Origin of the sequence: Rhodococcus sp. WAY2 (genome assembly GCF_009859915.1) — a bacterium.
Taxonomy (GTDB): Bacteria; Actinomycetota; Actinomycetes; order Mycobacteriales; family Mycobacteriaceae; genus Rhodococcus_F; species Rhodococcus_F oxybenzonivorans.
The window spans coordinates 584719-605395 of the sequence record NZ_CP046573.1 but is presented as its reverse complement, the minus strand read 5'-3'; the positions used below and the strand labels follow the sequence as shown (position 1 = coordinate 605395).

Here is a 20677-nt window from a genome sequence, read left to right as displayed (position 1 = left end):
GTCATAGTTGACTGAGATGTCATATCATCGAGGAACGTCAGTACGGTCTCGGAAGGAGGCAGACAATGGCACAACCCGCACGCGCGACACCTTCGGGTGCCGAGAATGCCGCACCGGCCGGCACCAGGAGCAACGGTGGTGGCCCGAAGGCGGCGGGGTCGGTGCAGTCTCTGTCTGCTCGCGGCAAGAGGACGCGGGCCGCGCTCGTCCAAGCAGGTCGGGAGGTCTTCGAGGAGGTCGGTCTCAACGAGGCCCGGGTCGCCGACATCACCCGCCGGGCCGAGGTCGCCTACGGCAGCTTTTACACGTACTTCGAGTCGAAAGAGGAACTCTTCCGGGAGGTACTCAAGCAGGTCACCGGGGAGATGTTCGAAGCCTCCGCAGTGGGGGGCGACGCCGGATCCAGCCCGAGGGCTCGCCTGGAGGCCGCCAACCGCCGCTACCTGCAGGCCTTTTCGCGCAACGCCCGGATCATGGGTGTGATCGAGGAGGTCGCTCCCTACGACTCCTACACGCAGGAGTTGCTGAGGGGGATCCGCGCCCTGTTCCGCGGTCGGATCGAGCACGGCGTCCGCCACCAGCAGAAGGAGGGTCGCCTCGACCCCGATCTCGATCCGCACGTCGTCGCGCAAATTCTCGGCGGAATGATCGAGCAGGTCGCCCGGGGGTCGTTCCTGCAGGGCGAGTCCTACGACGAGGACGTCGCCGTTCATACCGTGACCACCCTGTGGTCCAACGCGGTGGGAACTCTCGCCGACGAGTGAGCTGGCTCGAGGCCAACCGCGGAATTGCCCAAGTAGTGCTCTACCCCGCATGACCGAGGTGCAGACGGAGGTGCGATGGACCTGCGACAGCTGCAGTATCTGGTCGCCGTCGCGGAAGAAGGCAGTGTGCGCGGCGCCGCCCGCCGGCTCTACATGGCGCAGCCACCTCTCTCACAAGCATTGCTTCGGCTCGAACGTGAGCTGGGAGTCGCGCTGTTCACCCGGTCCAGCCGGGGGGTGGTCCTCACCGACGCGGGCCGGGAACTGGTCGGTCGTTCCCGCGAGATCATCTCCCAGGTCGAGGACGCGAAAACCGCCATGCAGGTCAGGGAGCGAGACACCGGCCCGGATCTGCGGATCGGGGCAGTGGCAGGCCCGTTGTCGGCCGGCGAGCTCACCCGCCCCATCCTCGATGCATTCCGCACCCAGCACCCCGAGATCACCGTCAAACTGCGTGACACCAGCTTCGCCGACCAAGTCGACCTGGTCACGAGCGGAGTCATCGACCTGGCACTCGTGCGTTGCCCGATCGAGCACGACGACGTCGATGTCGTGCCCATCGCGGCGGAGCCGCGTGCACTCTTCGTGCCGAGTACGCACGAACTCGCGGCCGAGCAGCACCTGTCCGTCGACGACATCACCGACTATCCGATGCTGGCCCTCGACGCGCCGGACTCGTTCGCGAGCTTCTGGCAGCTCGACCCCGAGCGCGGGCGCTCCCTGGTCGACCAGGCAATCCCGCCGGTGTCGACCGTGCAGGGCATCCAACTGGCATTGGAAACCGCCCAGGTCGTCGTCACCGGCTGTGCCGCGATGGCCCGGTTGGCGCCCTCACCGTTGATTCGTGCCATCGAGCTACCCGACGCCAGCCCGTCGATCATCGGGGTCGCGTACCGGCGCGGGAACACCCGACCTGAGATCCGGGCCTTCCTCGACACCGCACTCGCAGCGGCCGCAGAGAACATCGCCCTGCTGCCGAACGCCAGCAGCGTCTGACATCCCGGTCCCACCGGACCACGTGACCCACGTGCAGCCCTCCCCTTGACGATCTACTTGACAAACCTGTCAAATTGAAAGGTCGGCTCCCGTCCGACCACAACCCGCGCGCCCCTCTGCGCGCGCGACTCCACCAATCGAGAGGTTCCGAAACCGATGAATCCGAGCAACGACCCGTCCTGGCTTCACGGAGCGGGGGTCGTCGTCACCGGCGCCGGCAACGGCATCGGCCGCGCCCTGGCACACCGACTGGCCCGCGCGGGCGCGCGGGTCGCCGTCAACGACCGCGATGCCACCGCGTGTACGGCCGTCGCCGACGAGATCGGCGGATACGCCCTACCGGGCGACGCGGCAGCCGAGGACGCCGTGCACGAACTGATCTCACAGGCACGGCAGGCGATCGGTTCGATCGACATCTACTTCGCCAACGCGGGCATCGAGACCGGTGCGCACGACGCAGAAGCGGACTGGGAACGCTCGTGGAACGTCAACGTGATGGCCCACGTGCGCGCCATGCGAGAACTGCTGCCCGACTGGTTGGAACGGGGACAAGGGCGACTCGTCGTCACCGCATCGGCAGCGGGACTGCTCACCATGCTCGGTTCCGGACCGTACTCGGTGACCAAACACGCAGCCGTCGCTCACGCGGAATGGGTCTCGGCCACCTACGGCGACCGCGGCATCACCGTCCAATGCCTGTGCCCGCAAGGTGTTCGAACCCGCATGCTCCCCACCAACGAGGTCGGGGACGTCGTGTTCAGCCAGGGCGTACTCGAAGCCGAACAGGTTGCCGACGACGTGATCGACGCCCTCGGCGACGACCGCTTCTACATCCTCCCGCACCCGCAAGTGGCGCAGTACTACGCCACCAGGGCTACTCAACCCGATCGATGGCTGCAGGGCATGCGCCGCCTGCAGCACAAGATCGACAACGCGGCACCAGCCGGCGCCGCCCGACCAATCGCACCGAAGATCAACGAAACGACAGGACCCCGATCGTGAACCAACTCGCGAGCCTCATCACCGACCTCTACGACGAGCAGACCGCTCTCGACGACATCGTGACAGTCTTCGACAACGACGACTGGAACCGGCCCACCCCCGCGGAGGGATGGACCAGCCGCCATCAGATCGCCCACCTCGCCTTCTTCGATGCCACCGCGCAGATGTCACTGACCGACCCGGAAGCATTCGCCGAACAGCGCCGCCGCGCCGATCGGGATCCGGACGCGTACAGCATCGCGGTCCTCGAACCCCTGCTGGCGCTGACCTCCGCGCAACTCCTCGACACGTGGCGGCAAGGTCGCCGCTCGCTCCTGAACGCGTTCCGCTCCACTCCGGCCGGCACCCGCCACCCCTGGTACGGGCCTTCGATGAGCGTGGCGTCCATGATCACCGCCCGGCTGATGGAGACCTGGGCGCACGGTCAGGACGTCGCCGACACCGTCGGGGCCAGCCGGCCGGTGACGTCGCGGTTGGAGCACATCGCACGGATCGCGTGCCTGGCGTTCCCGTTCAGTTTCGGCAATCGTGCAATGCCAGTCCCCGACACCGGTGTACGGGTGCGCCTGGCCCTGCCCTCAGGAGGGACATGGGAGTTCGGCGACGAAGGCCTCGAGGACTCGGTCAGTGGGCCGATCGAGGACTTCTGCCTGGTGCTCACCCGCCGCCGTCACGTCGCCGACACCACCCTGGTCACCTCCGGGCCGATCGCGGAGCAGTGGATGACGCTCGGGCAGGCCTACGCCGGTCCGCCCGGACCGGGCCGGGCGTCCGGTCAGTTCACCCGGCGGACACCGCTGGTCTCGAGCGCAGCGCAGAACCCACAGGACTGACCTGCTCCCCGGGTGCAGCCAATGGCACCCTCCGGGTGCAGTGCCGTCGGAGGAAGAGCCCCGGACGGCGTATCTGTCGTGCGTCCACGACGATTCCGCGAGTTTGATGGCCATGTCATGTTTTCATTCATGCTGATGAGCTGCTGTGATATCGGATAAGTATCACGAGACTGCACCGATTTCGTTGACATAGATGTCATAAAACTGCGACGGTGATGACGATCACATTCGAGGCCATTTGGAGGAATGATGTCCACATCAGCAGCGAGCGGGACCACCGCACCGCAGTCCGTTCGGGAAGTCGACGCGGTGGTGGTCGGCGCCGGATTCGGCGGCCTGTACATGGTGCACCGGCTGCAGGAGATGGGATTGACGGTGCAGGCGTACGAGGCCGCCCCGGATGTGGGAGGAACCTGGTACTGGAACCACTACCCCGGGGCACGCACCGACTGCGAGGGCTACTACTACTGCTACTCGTTCGACCCCCAGATGCTCCAGGAGTGGACCTGGAAGGAGCGTTACCCCACCCAACCGGAAATGCAGTCCTACTTCGGGTACGTGGCCGACAAGTTCGATCTGCGCCGCCACTACCGGTTCGCAACTCGGGTCGAGACTGCCGAGTTCGACGAAGCATCCGGTCGCTGGCAGGTGCGCACCGACACCGGTGAGCGCACCTCGGCGACGTACCTGGTCACCGCCGTGGGGATCCTGTCGGCCCCGAACCTGCCGGACTTCCCCGGCATCGAATCGTTCGAGGGCCAGTGGTTGCACACCGCGTACTGGCCCGCGGAGGGCGTGGACCTGGCCGGCAAGCGGGTCGGGATCATCGGTACCGGTTCGACCGGCGTGCAGGCCATTCCCCTGCTCGCAGAACAGGCCGAGCACCTGACCGTGTTCCAGCGCACCCCGAACTACGTCATCCCGGCCCGCAACCGGGCTGTCTCCCAGCAGGAGATGGACGAGATCAAGACGCGTTACGACGAGGTGTGGGCCAAGGTGCGCCGGCACTGGTTCTCGTTCCCGTTCGAGAATGCAAACCTGCTCGCCGGCTCGACGGACGAGCAGGAGCGCACCCGAGTCTACGAAAAGGCATGGGAGTACGGCGGATTCCCGTTCCTGTTCAGCTTCGACGATCTGCTGTTCGACACCGCCGCCAACGATTCGGCCGCCGAATTCGTGCGCGACAAGATCCGCGCCGCCGTGACCGATCCGGCCGTCGCCGAAAAGCTGACACCGCGCTACCCCTTCGGCGCCAAGCGGCCACCGTCGGGCTCGGGCTACTACGAGACGTTCAACCGTGAGGACGTCGACCTGATCGACGTGTCCGGCAACGCGATCGCCGAGATCACCGCACACGGTGTCCGGTTGGCCGACGGCACCGAACACGAGGTCGACGTACTCGTCTTCGCCACCGGCTTCGACGCCTCCACCGGCGCGCTGACGCGGATGAACATCGTCGGCCGTGACGGCGAAACCCTCGCCGGCAAGTGGGCCCCTGGCCCGCGCACCCATCTGGGTATCGGAACCCACGGCTTCCCGAACATGTTCATGATCACCGGCCCGCAGAGCCCGTTCACCAACATCCCCCCGTGCGCACAGAACACCGCCGACTGGATCGCCGATGCCATCACCCACATCAACGCCACAGGCGGTGCACTGATGGAAGCAACCGAACAGGCCCAGGACGCCTGGACCGAACAGATCACGGCGATCGCCGAACAGACACTGCTCGTCGCCGGCAAGGACGTGCACTCCTGGTTCACCGGCACCAACGTCGAAGGCAAGGCCCCCGTCATCAACGTCTTCTTCGGTGGCGCCGACAAGTACATGGACATCTGCGAACAGGAAGCCGCGGACGGCTACTCCGGATTCGAAATCCACACCCCCGCCGTTGCCACTCGATAACCCCACAGTGGCCGGGAATGGTTGCACCAGAAATCGTCCATCCCGAGCACTCGACCGCACGCCTTAACACATGAAGGAAGATCGCCATGAAAGCATGGATGTTCCACGGTCCCGGTACTCAGCTCGAACTCGTTGACGTACCGGACCCCACCCCGGCTCCCGGTGAAGTCGTCGTCGATCTCAAGGCCGCCGGCCTGTGCCACAGCGATGTCGGCATCACCGACGGCACCCTGACCGAAGTCCTCGGATTCACCCCGATCATTCTGGGGCACGAGGCTTCTGGTGTCGTGTCCGCGATCGGCGAGGGGGTGACAACGGCTGCGATCGGCGACCGCGTAGCGATCAGCGCGATGGGAGACGGCACGAGCGGCGTCATCGGCCAGAAGACCATCGGCATCGGCCGTCACGGCGCATACGCGCAGAAGCACCTCACTCCGGCGAGCGAGCTCATCCCGATCCCCGACGAAGTCCCCTTCGTCCAGGCTGCCGCAGCGACCGATGCGGGCATGACCTCCTACCACGGCGTCTTCGTCCGCGGCGGTCTGCAACCGGGCATGAAGGTCGGCATCATCGGCCTCGGTGGACTCGGCCTGACCGGGGCGCGCATGGCCGTTCTCGCCGGCGCCGAGGTCTACGCTGCCGAGATCAACACCGACGTGCACGCCGCGGGCCTCGAACGTGGAGTCAAGCACGTGGTCAACGACGTCACCGAACTCGCCCCGTTCGAACTCGATCTGATCGTGGATTTCGCCGGATTTGGAACGACCACGGCCGGCGCCATCGAGGCAGTCCGGCACGGTGGCCGCATCGTCCAGGTCGGTGTCGGACAGCAGGAGTCGACGATCAATACCTATCTGCTGGCAATGAAAGACCTGCAACTCGTCGGCTCGGTGGGTGGCACGCCCGCGGACACCGTCGAGGTGATCAAGTACATCGCATCCGGTGGTCTCACGATCGCCACCAGGACGATCGGATTCGACGACATCCCCGCCGGTTTGGACGAAGTCGCCCGCGGCGTGAAGGGCCACCGTCTGGTAGCCACCATCGGCGATTGAATCTCGGCAGATCGGGGGACCCCTGTTCTGTAGCGGTTCCGGAGGCCGCAGTGCTTCCGGGATCGACGATCCGCCCCATGCGGAGGAGGGCTCACGCGCACAATGCCTGCCCCTCCACCGCGGGCAACCCCCATAAACGGGGGTGCGTGCAGTGAGAACACCGCCGCACGGATCGACGCGTCGCCCGCACCCGCCGCGCGGGTGGCGGCGGATCGAGGCCACCGAGACGAGCAAGCCCGGACCGAGCAGATCACGGCCCGCCGAACACACCCTGCTCACCGCTGGCAAGAAGCTGCACCGGAGGTTCGCCGACACCGAATTTCGCAGCATGACACCGTGATCGCCCTCGTCCGGGCACCGCCATATAGGGATCCGGTGTCCACCTCACAACGACGACGGCCGCACCCTCACCACCTTCGCTCTACGCCACACCGGCGCACCGATCAACCCGTCAATACATCAGGAGAAACACGATGACGAACGACGCGCGCACCGACGCACTGCGTGAACTCTACGAAAGCTGGGGCAATCGGGCCGCCGCCAATCCCGCCATGGACCTGGCGACCATGCGGGATATGTACGAACAGGCACACCTTCTGGCGACCGAACCCGAGGGTGTCACGTATCGCGATGTCGACGCCAACGGTGTCGAGGCGATGTGGATCGTTCCCGAGGGCGCACCCGACGATGCTGCGATCATTTACACCCACGGCGGCGGATGTTCCGTCATGTCGATGCACAGCCATCGCAAACTCGCCGGTCACCTGGCCAAGGCCGCCGGCGTGAAGGTGCTGAACCTGAACTACCGCCTCGCCCCCGAGCACCCGTACCCCGCTCAACTCGACGACGCGCAGGCAGCCCACCGCTGGCTGCGCGACCAGGGCATCGACCCGAAACGCATCGCCACAGCGGGAGACTCTGCGGGCGGCAATCTCGCCACCACCCTTGCGCTGGTGCTGCGCGATACCGGCGAACAAGTTCCGGCGGCGATCGTCGGCTTCTCGCCCTGGTACGACATGGAGCACAACGGAAAGACCCTCGAAACAAACGCGGAAACCGACGCGCTCGTCCAGCGTCCGGTCGTAGAGATGATGTCTCAGATGTTCCTCGGCGAAGCCGGCTCACCGACTGATCCGCTGACCAACCCCCTCTATGCCGACCCCACCGGTCTGCCGCCCATGTACCTGACCGCGAGCACCTATGAAACTCTTCAGGACAACGCCGAGCGTTTCGCGGAGCTGGCACGCACAGCAGGCGTCGATGTGACCCTCGAGACCACGCCGGGAATGCAGCACGTCTTCCCGTTCATGGCCGGACGATCGCCGGAAGCCGACGCCGCAATCTCTGCCGCCGGCGCCTTCCTCCGCAAGCACCTCGGTCTGTGACCGCCTCACTTCCCGGGTGAACAACTGACCACGTCGACGAGGGTCCGGAAACACCCGGACCCTCGTCCCGCGCAGTCCACCTCATGGGTCAACAGTTGAAACAGGAGCTCGTCCGATGAGTAATTGCGATCTGAGGCGCACTGCGCTCGTTGTCGGCGCCTCCCGCGGCATCGGCTTGGCCACCGCGCAGGCTTTCGCTGCCGCCGGTGCCGACGTCATCCTCACCTCCCGCTCGGCACAATCCGCGACGCGGCTGCCACACAGGTCGGGGGGACGGCAATCGGGGTGGGTGTACATGCCCTCGACGAAGACGGTGCCCGGCGGTGCATCGACAACGTCGTCGATCGATTCGGTGGTCTCGACATCCTGGTGAACAACGCCGGCACGAATCCTGCCTACGGCAGGCTGGCAGAACAGGACCACGGGCGATTCTCGAAGACATTCGATGTCAACCTCTGGGCACCACTGCTGTGGAGTGGTCTCGCCTCCAAGGCATGGATGACGGACAACGGTGGGGCGATCGTGAACACCGCCTCGCTCGGAGGCATGGTCGCGGAGAAGGGAATCGGCGTGTACAACGCCTCGAAGGCAGCGTTGATCCATCTCACGAAGCAACTCGCGATGGAACTTGCACCGGCAGTCCGCGTCAATGCCGTCGCACCCGGGGTGGTCAGGACAAAGCTCGCCGAAGCACTGTGGGTTGACCAGGAGCACGAGGTGGCCGCGGCCACCCCACTCGGACGCATCGGTGAGCCGGACGACGTCGCCTCGGCGATCCTGTTCCTTGCCTCCGACGCCGCCCGCTGGATCACAGGCGAAACATTGGTCGTCGACGGTGGCCAACTTCTCGGCGACATACGGAACTTTGCGGAGTAGCCCGACAGCGAACCTGCGGAGTCTCGGCATGTGGACCGAGCTGTTGTCATGCAGCCGCCGCCTACACCGTGGACGTGGGCTACGGCGACTGGCCCTGCTCCACTGGGGGATCAGAACGAGAGCTGCCCGGCGCTGGTCGCCGGGCAGGCAGAAATGCAATGTCGTCTAGGGGCTCGGCTCGGTACGGGCCGACAACATAACAGGAGGCCAGCAAGTGTCAGCCACACTCACGTGCAAGGAGATCGACGCCGTGCTGGTGATCACTCTCGATCGGCCGCAGGTGAAGAATGCGATCAATCGCGAGATGGCCGACTCCCTGGCCGACGCCTTCGACCGGCTGGACGCGGACGACAACCTCAAAGCCGGGGTTCTCACAGGGGAAGGGCCCGACTTCTGCGCCGGCATGGATCTCAAAGCCTTCGCCGATGGATCGCTGCCGGAAACACGAGGCCGTGGCCTGGCCGGCCTTACGCGCATGCCTCCGCGCAAACCATTGATCGCTGCCGTCGAAGGCCATGCAGTAGCGGGCGGCTTCGAACTCGTCCTGGCATGCGACCTCGTCATCGCCTCGGAAACTGCAAGGTTCGGACTACCCGAAGTGACGAGAGGACTCATCGCCGCGGGCGGGGGAATTGTCCGTCTCACACAGATGATCCCGCGCAACCATGCAGCCCATCTACTTCTCACGGGCGACACGATTCGGGTCGGTGAAGCAAAGGAGATCGGAATCGTGAACTCGATTACATCAACTGGAATGGCGGCAAAGGATGCCATCGACCTGGCACACCGAATCAGCCGGAACGCGCCCCTGGCGGTCGCTCGAACGAAAGAACTGCTCACCGCCAGCATGTGCCTGACAACCGAGCAAGCCTTCGACATGGTTGACTTCGCGGCCCCGCAAATCCTCTCCTCAAACGACGCCCGGGAGGGCGCCACAGCATTCCGTGAGAAACGTGCACCGATTTGGTCGGGATCATAACGGCGGTGACGGCGTCGAGATCTCGGCGCAGAACCCGGACGAAGGACCGCAGCGCCGGCTTCCCGTCAGCGTCGCCAGCGGTCATCCGGGCGGCGAGGTCGGATCCGCGGCGCTCGGTTATGATCTCGGCGAAGTCGTGCGCGAGGCGGTGGGTGGAGACCAGCGCGGGACTGCGATCGAGCAGTGCATCGAGTTGGCTGCGGTCGTCGTCGGTGAGCCGGGCGGGATGCCTGGTCAGCCAGCCGGTGGCCTGCCGGATGCTGGCCGACCGGAGGTGAGGGTAGCTGCTGGTGCGACGCCCGGACGGGCTGCAGGTAGCGGACGGTCGTGTCGCTGCCGCGATACCCGAGTCTAACGATTTCCCGGGTGAGGCGTGCCGCATCGGTGCACCCGGCATTGAACCGTTCGTGCAGATATGGCTTGAACTCATCCAGCAGACTCGCGCGGGATGCCGAGGTGGGTGAGCAGCTCGTCGAGGTCGGTGGCGTGGGCGAACCGCCGCACCGTTCTGCGGTCGCGAGTTACCGCCCAATCGCCGACAGAGACATCCCGTACGAGGGCAGTTGCTAGATGCGGCGAAAGTCTTTGCCGTGCAGTCGGTGGTGTCGCAAAAAGAATCGGCGGACTCGGATATCATCGTGACGGGGTGCCCACCGATCGCGGTGTCCGACAGCTGCCGGCGGTAGCGGGAATGCACCCGGGCGGACTCGTCGCCACAATGCGGGCACCAACCCGCTCGCCTTTCGGTTCCGCGGCGACACGGATGGTCGAACCCACCCTCTGAACGCCGGCAACGACGACACCCACCAGATGGGGCAACAATGCCCGCACACTCTCGAGGTCACACGCCGATGATCCTCACCCGCCGTAGATCAACACGCCGTGACGACACGCCCAGGATCTTCACGCAAATTGCGCCAGATCCGCTTTCGCCGAGCGTCATCAATTCTGTAACTGCTTTTTTAAAGGCCGCGATACTGGATGAGTTTCACCCCTTTCGTGCCGATTCAATGACTTAGGCGGAATCTCAGAGGGACAGTGATGTTGCTAACAGCGGACCAGCCTTGGAGCAATTCTTCCGAGTCACGCCTCGCCGAGCCACATCCGCTTCGGCGCCAGGTCCTCGATTAGCATCCATCGACACACATCAGGAGAAGACATGCCATCCTTCGGAGTCCAGACGCCGGATTTCCCTTCCACAGGGTGCGCTGTGGTGTTCGGCGCAACTGGTGGAATCGGCGTCGCCACAGCGGGCCTGCTCGCAGAACGCGGCTGCGACGTCATCTTGACCTACCGGTCCCGCCGAGCAGAAGCAGACGAGCTCGCCGATTCAATCCGGGCGCTGGGACACAAGGCGACGACCCAGGCCTGCGATGTAACCGATCGAGAGTCCGTGGCCGCCGTTGTCGAAGCCGCACTGGCCGAACATGGTCGGATCCATACCGTAGTATCGGCGGCCGGCCTCGTCTTTCGCACCCGGCCACTGATCGAGTTCACCGACGACGAGTTCGCCGACGTGATCCACACCGATGTCCTCGGGTTCTTCAACATCGCCAAGGCAACCGTGCCTGCACTTCGAGCCGGAGGTGGGGGATCGATCACCGCGCTCATCACCACGGCAGTGGACCGCACGGTGCCCACAGACGCACTGTCCGCGACTCCCAAAGCGGCCGTAGCCATGATGATGCGGATGCTGGCTACAGAGGAGGCAGCCAACGGTATCCGGGCGAATGCGGTAGGGCCCGGTGTCGTCGAGGGCGGAATGGTTCCCCCGATGCGCGACGCCGACGAGGTCACACGCGACCTTCTCTCGCTAGCCGTAGAGCAGACCCCGTTGGCACGCCTCGCGCTTCCAGAAGAGGTCGCGGAAGCGATCGTCTTCCTGGCCTCCACCAAGGCTTCCTACATCACTGGACAGCGACTCATGGTTGACGGCGGACTCGCCACCTGAACGACACACATTTGTGCGTGCGAGAGCGTTCCTGATATCGCCGCCCGGCGACATTCTGCCGAACGGTGGCTCAGGGACGCCCTGTGTTGCGCTAGAAGGCGGACGTTGTCGGTTGTCGATCTTGGGCCGTCGAAATGGATGGCTTCCACTTGTTCTGTGTTGCGCGGCAAGTACTGAGGGACAACGTTGGCGGCTCGCGGAACGTGAGCGCCTACAACGTGCATCACGTCGAGTGGCTGACGCTGCCGTCCTCGCGTTTCGAGTCAAATTCTTTTGCCGTGAGCGACATTCGGCGATCCGGGTCTGGAGGCACCGACGACGTCGGTCGTCGCAGTGATTCGGAAGTTACTTCGTGCGAGTCCTATGGTGCCCGAGTGTAATCGCACTGTAAGCACACCGTTCAGGCCACGCAGTGAGCCCGACCGCCGCAGTTGTGTCCGGTTATGTGGAGGACGCGTACAGCGAAGGTGCAGCGAGAGCCAGGTACTTACGTCGTTGCGTGTGTCGCCCGCGCCCGTGGTCGTCTTCCGTGAGGTGTCGCACTCCTTCTTGAGGCATCGGGCGAGAGGAAGGAACCGACTGACAAGGCGCGGAACTGTGCGACTCTATAGTCGCGATGCGCTCGGCGGAATCATCGAACTCTTGACTACCGCCAGTGCGCTGGGATGTCACGGCCTCCGCACGGCGACGGTCAGAAAATGCTCGTTTCTAGTGCTCATATTCCTGGCCGTCGCCGGTTTGGTTCAAGCCACGACGAATCCGTCGTAGTTGTTCTCGGCAGATGCCAGGCACTCTCTTCTGTATTCGCCTGCGCCACCGAAGTAGAAGAGGGATGCATGTGCCTTGCCTGGCACGTTGTCGCCGAAGAACCACGAACGCTTGCCCTTGGACAGTACTGTCGCATTGACGATCTGCGCTATATGGTCATTCCACGCTTCCGTCGCGTCGGGTGTTGCCTCAATCCGGTCGAGACCGTTGTCTCGGAGCGACTTGATCGCCTGGCCGATCCACTCAACGGCACCTTCGATGACTACAGGAATGTTGGCGAATGGCGTTTGCGGGCCGGAAATCATAAACATGTTCGGAAAGGCATCGACACCAATGCCGAGGTGAGTCCTCGGTCCGTGCTCCCATTTTTCCTTCAGAGTCACGCCACCCCTTCCTTGCACGTTCATATGGGTCAGGGCGCCCGTTCCTGCATCGAACCCGGTGGCGAAGATGATCACGTCAGCTTCGTACTCATCGTTCCCGACACGGACCCCGTTTTTTGCGATTTCGGTGATTGGGTTGTTGCTGACGTCCACGAGCGATACATTGTCGCGGTTGAAGGTTTCATAATAGAAGTGGCCGAGCGGAGGCCGCTTTCCCGCCAGTGGATAATCCTTCGGGCAGAGCATCTCTGCGGTTGCAGGGTCGTTGACGATCGCGCGAATCTTGTTCCGCACGAATTCGGAAGCGACTGCATTCGATTCGTCGTTAACCAGGAGGTCATCGAACGTCTCGAAGATGAACCGGAACCCACCCGCTTCCCAGCCTCCTTCGAGGATCTTCTGCTGTTCCTCCGGTGTGAAATCGGCCATGACGCGTCCTGCGGGAGCCATTGCGAACCCGAAGAAATGCTGGCGGGCCATGGCCCAAATGGTATCCGAGTTCGCGCGAATGGACTGGCGCTCGTCCTCTGTCAAGACGTAATTCCGACCCGGCATTACGTAGTTAGGTGTACGCTGAAAAACCGTCAGCTGCTCGGCCGTGAGGGCCACAATAGGAATAACCTGCACGGCAGTCGCGCCGGTTCCGATAACCGCGACCCGCTTTCCGGTGAAATCGACCTTTTCCTCGGGCCAATTTCCGGTTACATACCATTCTCCCTGGAAATTGTTTATACCGTTAAAGTCAGGCTTGTATGGTAGTGACAGCAGTCCTGAGGCCGGGATGAAGTACTTGCAGGTGTATGTTCCGCCTTGCTCGGTGGTAACCGTCCATTCATTGGACTGTTCATCATAAATTGCGGAGTTGACGCGTGTGTTGAAAAGGATGTCTTTTCGCATGTCGAATCTATCGGCAACGTACTTCAGATAGGCAAGAGCCTCAGGCTGAGTTGCGAACCGCTCAGACCAATCCCACTCATCTTGCAGTTCCTTCGAGAACGAGTACGCGTATACCCAGCTCTCGCTATCTGTGCGCGCCCCGGGGTAGCGGTTCCAGAACCAGGTCCCGCCTACCTCCGGTGCCGCTTCGATAACCTTGACCGAGAGACCTAGTTGCCGAAGCTCGTGGAGCATTCGCATTCCTCCGATGCCCGCCCCGACGACGACTGCATCGAACTCTTCGTTTCGGCTAGTCTTCTTTCCCTGGACAGCCTGGGTGTGAACCGACACTTCCGCCTCCTTGTGATTGTTTGCGTCTTACGAATTCCTGCGGAAAGTGTTCCCCGCATCGATATTTCAGTTGGGTCCAAACCGCGCACGGAGCCGCATCCCAAACTCGGCGATGTCCGTGTCCACTTCTGCGGCCCCGCCCGCCATGAATGGGAAAATGTGCTGTTGTTCCGAATACGTGCTGAGTTCGACTTCGACTCCTGCCGCAACGGCTCGGTCAGAGCGCTGCTCGGAGTCGTTGAGCAGCGTCTCGGAGCCGCCCGCGATCACCAGTAGCGGCGACAACCCAACGAGGTCGGCGTGGAGTGGATTGACCAACCGGCCTAGGGGAGATGTCCCAGGAACATCGTCGACATGATGTCGGCTACGTCTCGAGTGGCGGGGGATCAGTGTCGGTGTCGTTTTGAGCGCACTGCCGTGATGTTCCGTCCAATTATGGCGAGAAGCCCACGATTGCGGCCGGCAGGGGCTGTCCGGCTTCACGAAGCTTCAGCACTGTCCTGCTTGCATGGTTGCTGTCGGCGAGTGGTGAGTTCTTAGGGCTTGGATCGCAGGGTGACAACACCCATCCCGTGATTCGCGGACATGCGCTGGCCATGACTTGTCCTTCCTTCGAGTCCTCACACTGAGTCGTCCTTGGGATGTCAATACGGGCCGGAGGCTCTGTACGAAAGGCTATGTTGTGGGTCACAGTGTGGGTAGGTCGGTGATTGCTCTCGCGTGCCATGCTTTTCGTATCGGTCCATTTCCATAACGCGGCCTGGGCGTGCAAATAGAAATCTGCTCACCGCTCTCGCGGATCGATCCCTTGCGCGCCGGGCCGCAGGCATCGCCGCGTGGAAACGTCCGAGCGAGGGTGCGCGACGAGACTTCGGTCCGATCGTGGTGGGTGAGCATTGATCAAGATGCACGGCTGCTGACTCTCGCCCTGCGAGCGCAACGGCACTCGCTGCGCGGCGGTGAGGCTCGGGTCGTCCAGTGACGCTGGGGATTCGTCACGCGAGCAGGAACGCCGACTAGGAAGTCGATGTCTGCACCGGGGGAGTCCCGGGTGTGTTTGGCGCGAGAAACGCGACAGGCGGTGGACGCCCCGGCCGTGAACGCGGCGCCCAGGCCGAGTGCGAGAAACTGACCGGCGGAAACGGGGTCTGCCGCCACCGGAAGCTCGGCGGGAAGTCACCTGTCTGATGCGCGGCACACCTCACGTTCGACCCCAGCGGCTGTCTGTAATATAGGTCACATCGATGGGATGATTGTCGTTAGCGCCGCGCTCGTCCAGGCAGTCAGGAGAACACGTAGATGGACATGGATGTACGGCACCTGAGGATGTTCGTTGCCGTAGCTGAAGAAGGCAGCATTCGCCGCGCGGCTCAGAAGTGCTTCACCGCCCAACCTCAAGTTTCGCAGGTCATTCGAAGGCTGGAACGAGAGATCGGTGTGGACCTCTTCGAACGTTCGCACCGCGGAGTTGAGCTGACCCCCGCCGGCCTCGTTCTGCTCGATCAAGCGCGGCACCTTATTCGTAGATTCGATCACGCGGTCGAGAAGGTGCGGGACACTGCGGTAGCGCGTCCGCTAGTCGTTGGTCTGATGGCAGGACAGATTGCAGCAGCAGAACTGACCGTGCCCATCGTGAGGGCATTCAAGGACGCACATCCTGGCGTACCGATCAAGATTCATGAGTGCACTTTCGACGAACAGTTCAGCGGGCTGGCGGATGGCAATGTTGACATCGCGCTTGTGCGCCCACCGTGCTCCGACGATCGTCTTACTGTTCTGCCGCTTTTCAGCGAACCCCGAATGGTGTGCATGAGTAAAACTCACCCCCTAGCGGACGCCAGTAGCTTGTCTGTCGAAGACATCCTCTACGAACCCATGATTGATCTTGTCAATGTTCCTCGTAGCTGGATCGATTTCTGGCTTCTGAACGACATTCGTCAGGAGCCCGGTCAGACCTGCAGCACGCCCGCGGTGACGGTCGCTGAACTGAAATTCACGCTGATGTTCGAGCATGTTCTCATGCCGATTGCGGGGAGCACTTGGCGTATGGGCCTTGAGGACTCGTCGCTCAGGGCGATTCCGCTCAACGATGCCACGCCATCCGAGATCGCTGTGGCATTCAACCAGGAGGAGACGAGGCCCGAAGTTCGTGCCTTCGCAGCCTGCGCACAGGAAATCAGCCGCCTCATGATCGATCGTATTCCCGGCGGCAATCTCTGCGAGCTTTCTCGGTAAGTCCGTTTTCAACGGAGCCGGCACACGACTGCTGAGCGTGCGAAGGCACTCCTGAGTCAGCAGAGGTTGACCAGCACGGTATACCGACTCATCCCCGGAACGTACGCATCGCAGGTGAAACTGCCGAGGACGAGAGAAACGGTCGGGATTCCGGCGGCCGTGAGGCGGGTGAGTTCAAGGAAGGTCCGTGAAGGCACGAAGATGTCGGTCTGACGGGGACGACCTGCGCCATCGGATTCGACGAGCGTGATCATAGGCAGCCGCTTGCGCTCGGCGATGTCGAGGGCACGCACCTGCTTGACGGTGGTATCGGGGGGGGTTGAGCGAGCCACCTTCGACCGTCGACTGATTGCGATGATCATGCACTCCACGCCGCTGGCCGGACCGATCCCGGTGATGAGCCGGACGCGGGGCTGTTCGTCAGGATCGTGCGCCCCGGCGTAGTATGACAACTCGGGGAACGGCGTGTCCTCGTCCAGGAGCGGATCGACCTGTTCGTGGGCGAGCAACTTCCGCGAGGGGGGTGGCGTTCGACGGATGTTGGTCCATTCGCGTCGAGCACGCGGTCCGCGGGGGACTCGAGCCGTGCGGGGGCGCCGAGGATCGCCCGGCGATCGAGCAGGGACTGCTCGGACATGGACTCGAAGCGAGTGAACAGACAGTTACTGGTACATCTCGCTCAAATCGTGAATTCGTGGGCCAGCCACTGATAACCGGTGTGGGCTCGTCGGTAGCGATGAGCCCACACCGGACGACCGGTTCCGCCCAGGCGTCAGCTCTGCTCGGCGGCCGCTGCAGCGATATTGGCCATGTTCAGTCCTGGCAGAAGCATGTGTCCACCGTCGATCACCAGCTCCTGACCTGAGACATAGCGCGACTCGTCGGAGGCCAGCCAGAGCACACCCTCGCTGGTCGCCTCCGGAGGGAGCATTCCGACGTCCTTCAGTAGGGCATACGCCTTGCCGCCGGATTCCATGCTTTCCCTGGTTCCCAATCCAGGACCGCCCGCCATCAGGTCCCACCCGCCCTGCCAGTCGAGAATCGGCGTTCTGACGACACCGGGCAGCACCGCGTTACAGCGGATGCCGTGCGGTCCGAGTTCAAGCGCCACAGCCTTCATCAGGCCGAGGACACCGTGCTTGGCGCTGACGTAGTGCGCATAGTTCGCCCCCGCCTCCCGGCCGTTCACCGACGCGATGACGATCATGGAACCGGTCCCGCGCTCGATCATGTGCGGCGTCACCGCCTTCAAGGTACGCATCACACCGAGCAGATCGATGTCGACAACATCCTTCCACTGCTCTTCGGGAATCTCCCAGAACGGGCCGGTGCTCCATGCTCCGGCGTTGGCCACCACGACGTCGATCCGACCGAACTCGGCTAAGCCGGATTCGACTGCTGAGTCGAGATCGGCCTGATTTCGAACGTCTCCCACGAGACCCAGGATGCGCCGATCGAGCTTTTCGACCAATTTCACGGTCTCGTTCAGGTCGTCTTCGGTCGCCAGTGGGTGAGGGATTGCGCCCTGGCTCGGGCAGTCGAGGGCGATGATGTGGGCCCCCTCCTCGGCGAGTCTCAGCGCGTGTGCTCGACCCTGCCCGCGGCCGGCACCAGTAATAAATGCGACTTTTCCATCCATTCGACTCATCAGTGACCCTCTTGTCGTCGTTCCGATTGATACAACGATGCTATGTCGCCTGCCGAGTCATGCCAGTACTCGAATTCATATCGGGCTATTAGGATTTCGTCTCATTCAATCGGGTCATGAATGAGCACCTCAAGCCTATTCCTCAGGCGCGGTCCGCTCTATATGCTCTGGTTCACCGCGGTATCGGCTTGACTTGTCCGCGGTCACAGCGAATCTTTGTTGCCGCTGTCGAAGAAGGCGTCTCTGTTACGCAGCGCCTAAGCTCTACATCGTGCAGCCGCAGCTGTCGCAGATCGTCCCGGTTGGACGTGACGTTCGGTGCGACACTGCTGAACCGTTCGCCGGGTGGGTTCGAATTCACCCGGTGGAACGAATGCGTATGGAGAAGGCCTGGAACATCATTCGCGATTTGGCGCAGGCGGTCCAGCTGATTCACGTGGACGCTGAGGCCGGCCGCGAAATTACGGTTGGGCTCCTCTGGGGTGACATGCCACCGGGAAGCTGTTCGAGCCGCCGCTAAGCCCCTTCCGCGACACACATGCGGCATCGTCGATCGAGTTTCGGGAACGGAGGTTCGCCCTGCAGTTCGATACGCCCGACGACGGTGAGGTGGACGGGGCACTCGTTCGCCCACCTGCATCCGATGACTGCTGGACACCAAGTCTCTGCTCGATGATCGATGAGTGTTATGTGCCGGTCGTAACCATCGCCTGGCCGGGGGCAACATCTCTGAAAGCCGATGCAATCGGCGCGACGAGCCGATTGCCGAACTTGCCGGGCCGCGGCATGACGGATTTCTGGCCCCTCAGCGACGAACGGGTCGGGTCGTATGTGCGTCCCCTGCCGGTGGGAACCGTGGACAGATAGAAGTTCACGGCGAGGTTCGAGGACGTGGTGATGCCGCCGCGCCGAGCCCTTAGTGGATGGTTCTCGGAGGACTCTGCCTCATGGATCGTGCCATTGACCGGCGTGGGCGCCGTCAACGATCACCGTCGCCTGTCAGCCTGACCAGACACGACGTGATGTGATCGCATTTGCCGAGAACGCCAAGGTGATCTGTCGGCGCATCGGTGACCGAATGCGTTCGACCTTGACGGCAGTTACGATTCAAGGGTCGTGTTACGCACTCGTCCCGTCGCCGCGTCCCCGAAGGCTCCTCCGTAGCCGGGCGAATCTCCTGCGGTTCGCGCGAGAGCCGAGGCCTGACAGGGGTGGTCAGCGACCGTGATGAAGTCTGATTCAGCAGAAGAGAGCGGAATCGTTTAGCGGCGAACCGATTCGATCGTTCGCCAAGAGCCGCGTCCGAGCGAGACGTGCCGCACCTTCTGGCGATCTCCGGTTATCTCGATGGAGTCAGCAGGCTCTGCCTTTACGCCTGAGTCCGCGACTCGAGCTGTGCGCGCACTCGGTGCTTCTGGATCTTGCCGGTGCTGGTCTTGGGCAGTCCGTCGACCACGACAACGCGTTTCGGTACCTTGTATCCGGCCAGGTGCTCTTTCGCGAAGCTGCGGATCGCGTCGTCGGCGATTGTTCGGCCGGGGACCGGGACCACTACTGCTGTCACACTCTCGCCCCAGCGGTCATCCGGCATCCCGACGACCGCACAATCGGCCACGTCCGGATGGCCCAGCAGGGCTCGCTCGACCTCAACAGAGGAGACGTTCTCCCCGCCGGACTTGACGATGTCTTTGATCCGGTCGGTGAACCACAAGACGCCTTCGTCGTCGAGGTAGCCGATGTCTTGTCTCATCGAAAGTGAGGCAGAGTCAGGGGCTTGACCTGGTGTGCCTCAGATTGGTGAGACGCAATGATCGCGTTTTGTCTCATGATGTTGAGGCATGTCATCGAATTGCGGCGTGTGGGTCGTGGTGTTTGGTGAACCAGCCGAACAGCGGGTCGTAGGGACTGTTTTCGGGGTGGTACTCGATGCCGAGGTGTGTGTCGATGTCCTGCTGGAATCGTGGGAGGTCGTCGGTGTCGCCTGAAGCGGGTCGACGCCAGTAGGGAGTGGCGAGTACCCGGGCCAGGTCGACGGTCTGCGGATAGGTCACGACCGGTGTGATGGGGTCGTCGGGACGTAATCTGCCGGTGAGTGGAGGGCGGTCGACAAGTGCGCGGATCAGCCGTGCTCGGCCGCGGTCGTGGAAGGCGTGCCGGGCCCAGAGCGCGGTGATGTGGGCCGCTTCGGCGAACGCGTCGGCGGCGGTTCGGCGCCCGTGGCGCCGGGCCAGCCGGTAGTGGCGGCGTTGAGCGTGCAGAATTTCGGGAACGGCGCTGACGTCGAGTTGCGGGACGCCGTGGCCGCGGACGGGTGGCCCGATCCAGATCCGGTGTGTGGGGCAGATATTGACCTCGGGAGGCTGCCAGGTGGTCGCGAATCGGAACGCGTCGCGACGGGCGGCGCAGTGCCGGCAGACGGTCCGGCGGGTGAGTAGGGGTTCTGGTGGGTGAGCGGTCGGAGTCGACGCGATCCGTAGTTCGGGCAGGGCGTGGCTGAGGCTGCGCGGGGATCGGCCGGTTGCGGCGGCCAGGCCGTGCAGGGTGATCGGTGCGCGTGTTCGGCGTGCGCCGGTCAGGTGGGCGCCGAGATCGTCGGGGTGGAGCTGGTTGGCGGTGGCGAGCCGGTAGAGGTAGGAGGCAAGGGTTTCCCGGTGGAACGGAGGCACGGGT

17 protein-coding genes and 1 pseudogene are annotated in these 20677 nt (G+C 63.4%); 12 read left to right on the top strand and 6 right to left on the bottom strand.

What is annotated here, in order from left to right; translation table 11 throughout:
- The first annotated feature begins 65 nt into the window (after nt 1-65).
- The 11 genes and pseudogenes from GFS60_RS32855 (at nt 66) to GFS60_RS32800 (ending at nt 11746) form a co-directional block, all read left to right on the top strand.
- Nucleotides 66-764 carry a TetR/AcrR family transcriptional regulator gene (locus GFS60_RS32855; protein ID WP_159928503.1) on the top strand — a complete coding sequence of 233 codons (699 nt, stop codon included), beginning with the start codon at nt 66-68 and terminating at the stop codon, nt 762-764.
- 75 nt (nt 765-839) lie between these two features.
- The gene (locus GFS60_RS32850; RefSeq protein ID WP_159928501.1) at nt 840-1760 is read left to right on the top strand and encodes a LysR family transcriptional regulator; all 921 of its coding nucleotides are present in this window, start codon (nt 840-842) and stop codon (nt 1758-1760) included.
- Between the two features lie 156 nt (nt 1761-1916).
- On the top strand, nt 1917-2762 hold the full coding sequence (locus GFS60_RS32845; protein ID WP_159928499.1) for an SDR family oxidoreductase: 846 nt from the start codon (nt 1917-1919) through the stop codon (nt 2760-2762).
- The gene (locus GFS60_RS32840; RefSeq protein ID WP_236603617.1) at nt 2759-3595 is read left to right on the top strand and encodes a TIGR03084 family metal-binding protein; all 837 of its coding nucleotides are present in this window, start codon (nt 2759-2761) and stop codon (nt 3593-3595) included. Before GFS60_RS32845 ends, GFS60_RS32840 begins: the two co-directional genes overlap by 4 nt.
- A gap of 249 nt (nt 3596-3844) precedes the next feature.
- Nucleotides 3845-5500, top strand: a complete 1656-nt coding sequence (locus GFS60_RS32835) for a flavin-containing monooxygenase (protein ID WP_159928495.1) — start codon at nt 3845-3847, stop codon at nt 5498-5500.
- 86 nt (nt 5501-5586) lie between these two features.
- The gene (locus GFS60_RS32830; RefSeq protein WP_159928493.1) at nt 5587-6555 is read left to right on the top strand and encodes a zinc-binding dehydrogenase; all 969 of its coding nucleotides are present in this window, start codon (nt 5587-5589) and stop codon (nt 6553-6555) included.
- A 151-nt stretch (nt 6556-6706) separates the two neighbouring features.
- Entirely contained in the window at nt 6707-6895 is a 189-nt protein-coding gene (locus GFS60_RS32825; protein ID WP_159928491.1) for a hypothetical protein, read from the top strand.
- Between the two features lie 133 nt (nt 6896-7028).
- Entirely contained in the window at nt 7029-7940 is a 912-nt protein-coding gene (locus tag GFS60_RS32820; RefSeq protein ID WP_159928489.1) for an alpha/beta hydrolase, read from the top strand.
- Between the two features lie 115 nt (nt 7941-8055).
- Nucleotides 8056-8816, top strand: a pseudogene (locus GFS60_RS32815) (SDR family oxidoreductase).
- Between the two features lie 214 nt (nt 8817-9030).
- Entirely contained in the window at nt 9031-9795 is a 765-nt protein-coding gene (locus tag GFS60_RS39495) for a crotonase/enoyl-CoA hydratase family protein (protein WP_159928487.1), read from the top strand.
- Between the two features lie 1159 nt (nt 9796-10954).
- Nucleotides 10955-11746 (top strand): SDR family NAD(P)-dependent oxidoreductase, encoded by a 792-nt coding sequence (locus GFS60_RS32800; protein WP_159928483.1) that lies wholly within the window; start codon nt 10955-10957, stop codon nt 11744-11746.
- Nucleotides 11747-12489: 743 nt separating this feature from the next.
- On the opposite strand, the gene GFS60_RS32795 is transcribed toward GFS60_RS32800, so the two are convergent.
- On the bottom strand, nt 12490-14124 hold the full coding sequence (locus GFS60_RS32795) for a flavin-containing monooxygenase (RefSeq protein ID WP_236603616.1): 1635 nt from the start codon (nt 14122-14124) through the stop codon (nt 12490-12492).
- Between the two features lie 66 nt (nt 14125-14190).
- Entirely contained in the window at nt 14191-14607 is a 417-nt protein-coding gene (locus tag GFS60_RS40005; protein ID WP_268962658.1) for an alpha/beta hydrolase, read from the bottom strand.
- Between the two features lie 816 nt (nt 14608-15423).
- Here GFS60_RS40005 and GFS60_RS32785 point away from each other — a divergent pair.
- Nucleotides 15424-16359, top strand: coding sequence for a LysR family transcriptional regulator (locus GFS60_RS32785; protein WP_159928479.1), 936 nt, complete (start codon nt 15424-15426; stop codon nt 16357-16359).
- 56 nt (nt 16360-16415) lie between these two features.
- Here GFS60_RS32785 and GFS60_RS32780 read toward each other — a convergent pair whose 3' ends face one another.
- The 4 genes from GFS60_RS32780 to GFS60_RS32765 form a co-directional block, all read right to left on the bottom strand.
- Nucleotides 16416-16811 carry a carboxyl transferase domain-containing protein gene (locus GFS60_RS32780; RefSeq protein ID WP_236603665.1) on the bottom strand — a complete coding sequence of 132 codons (396 nt, stop codon included), beginning with the start codon at nt 16809-16811 and terminating at the stop codon, nt 16416-16418.
- Nucleotides 16812-17131: 320 nt separating this feature from the next.
- On the bottom strand, nt 17132-18007 hold the full coding sequence (locus GFS60_RS32775) for a mycofactocin-coupled SDR family oxidoreductase (protein WP_159928477.1): 876 nt from the start codon (nt 18005-18007) through the stop codon (nt 17132-17134).
- 1369 nt (nt 18008-19376) lie between these two features.
- The gene (locus tag GFS60_RS32770; RefSeq protein ID WP_328799847.1) at nt 19377-19757 is read right to left on the bottom strand and encodes a class I adenylate-forming enzyme family protein; all 381 of its coding nucleotides are present in this window, start codon (nt 19755-19757) and stop codon (nt 19377-19379) included.
- A 91-nt stretch (nt 19758-19848) separates the two neighbouring features.
- Complete coding sequence (locus GFS60_RS32765; RefSeq protein WP_159928370.1) at nt 19849-20673, bottom strand: TniQ family protein; 825 nt, start codon at nt 20671-20673, stop codon at nt 19849-19851.
- Nucleotides 20674-20677: the final 4 nt, after the last annotated feature.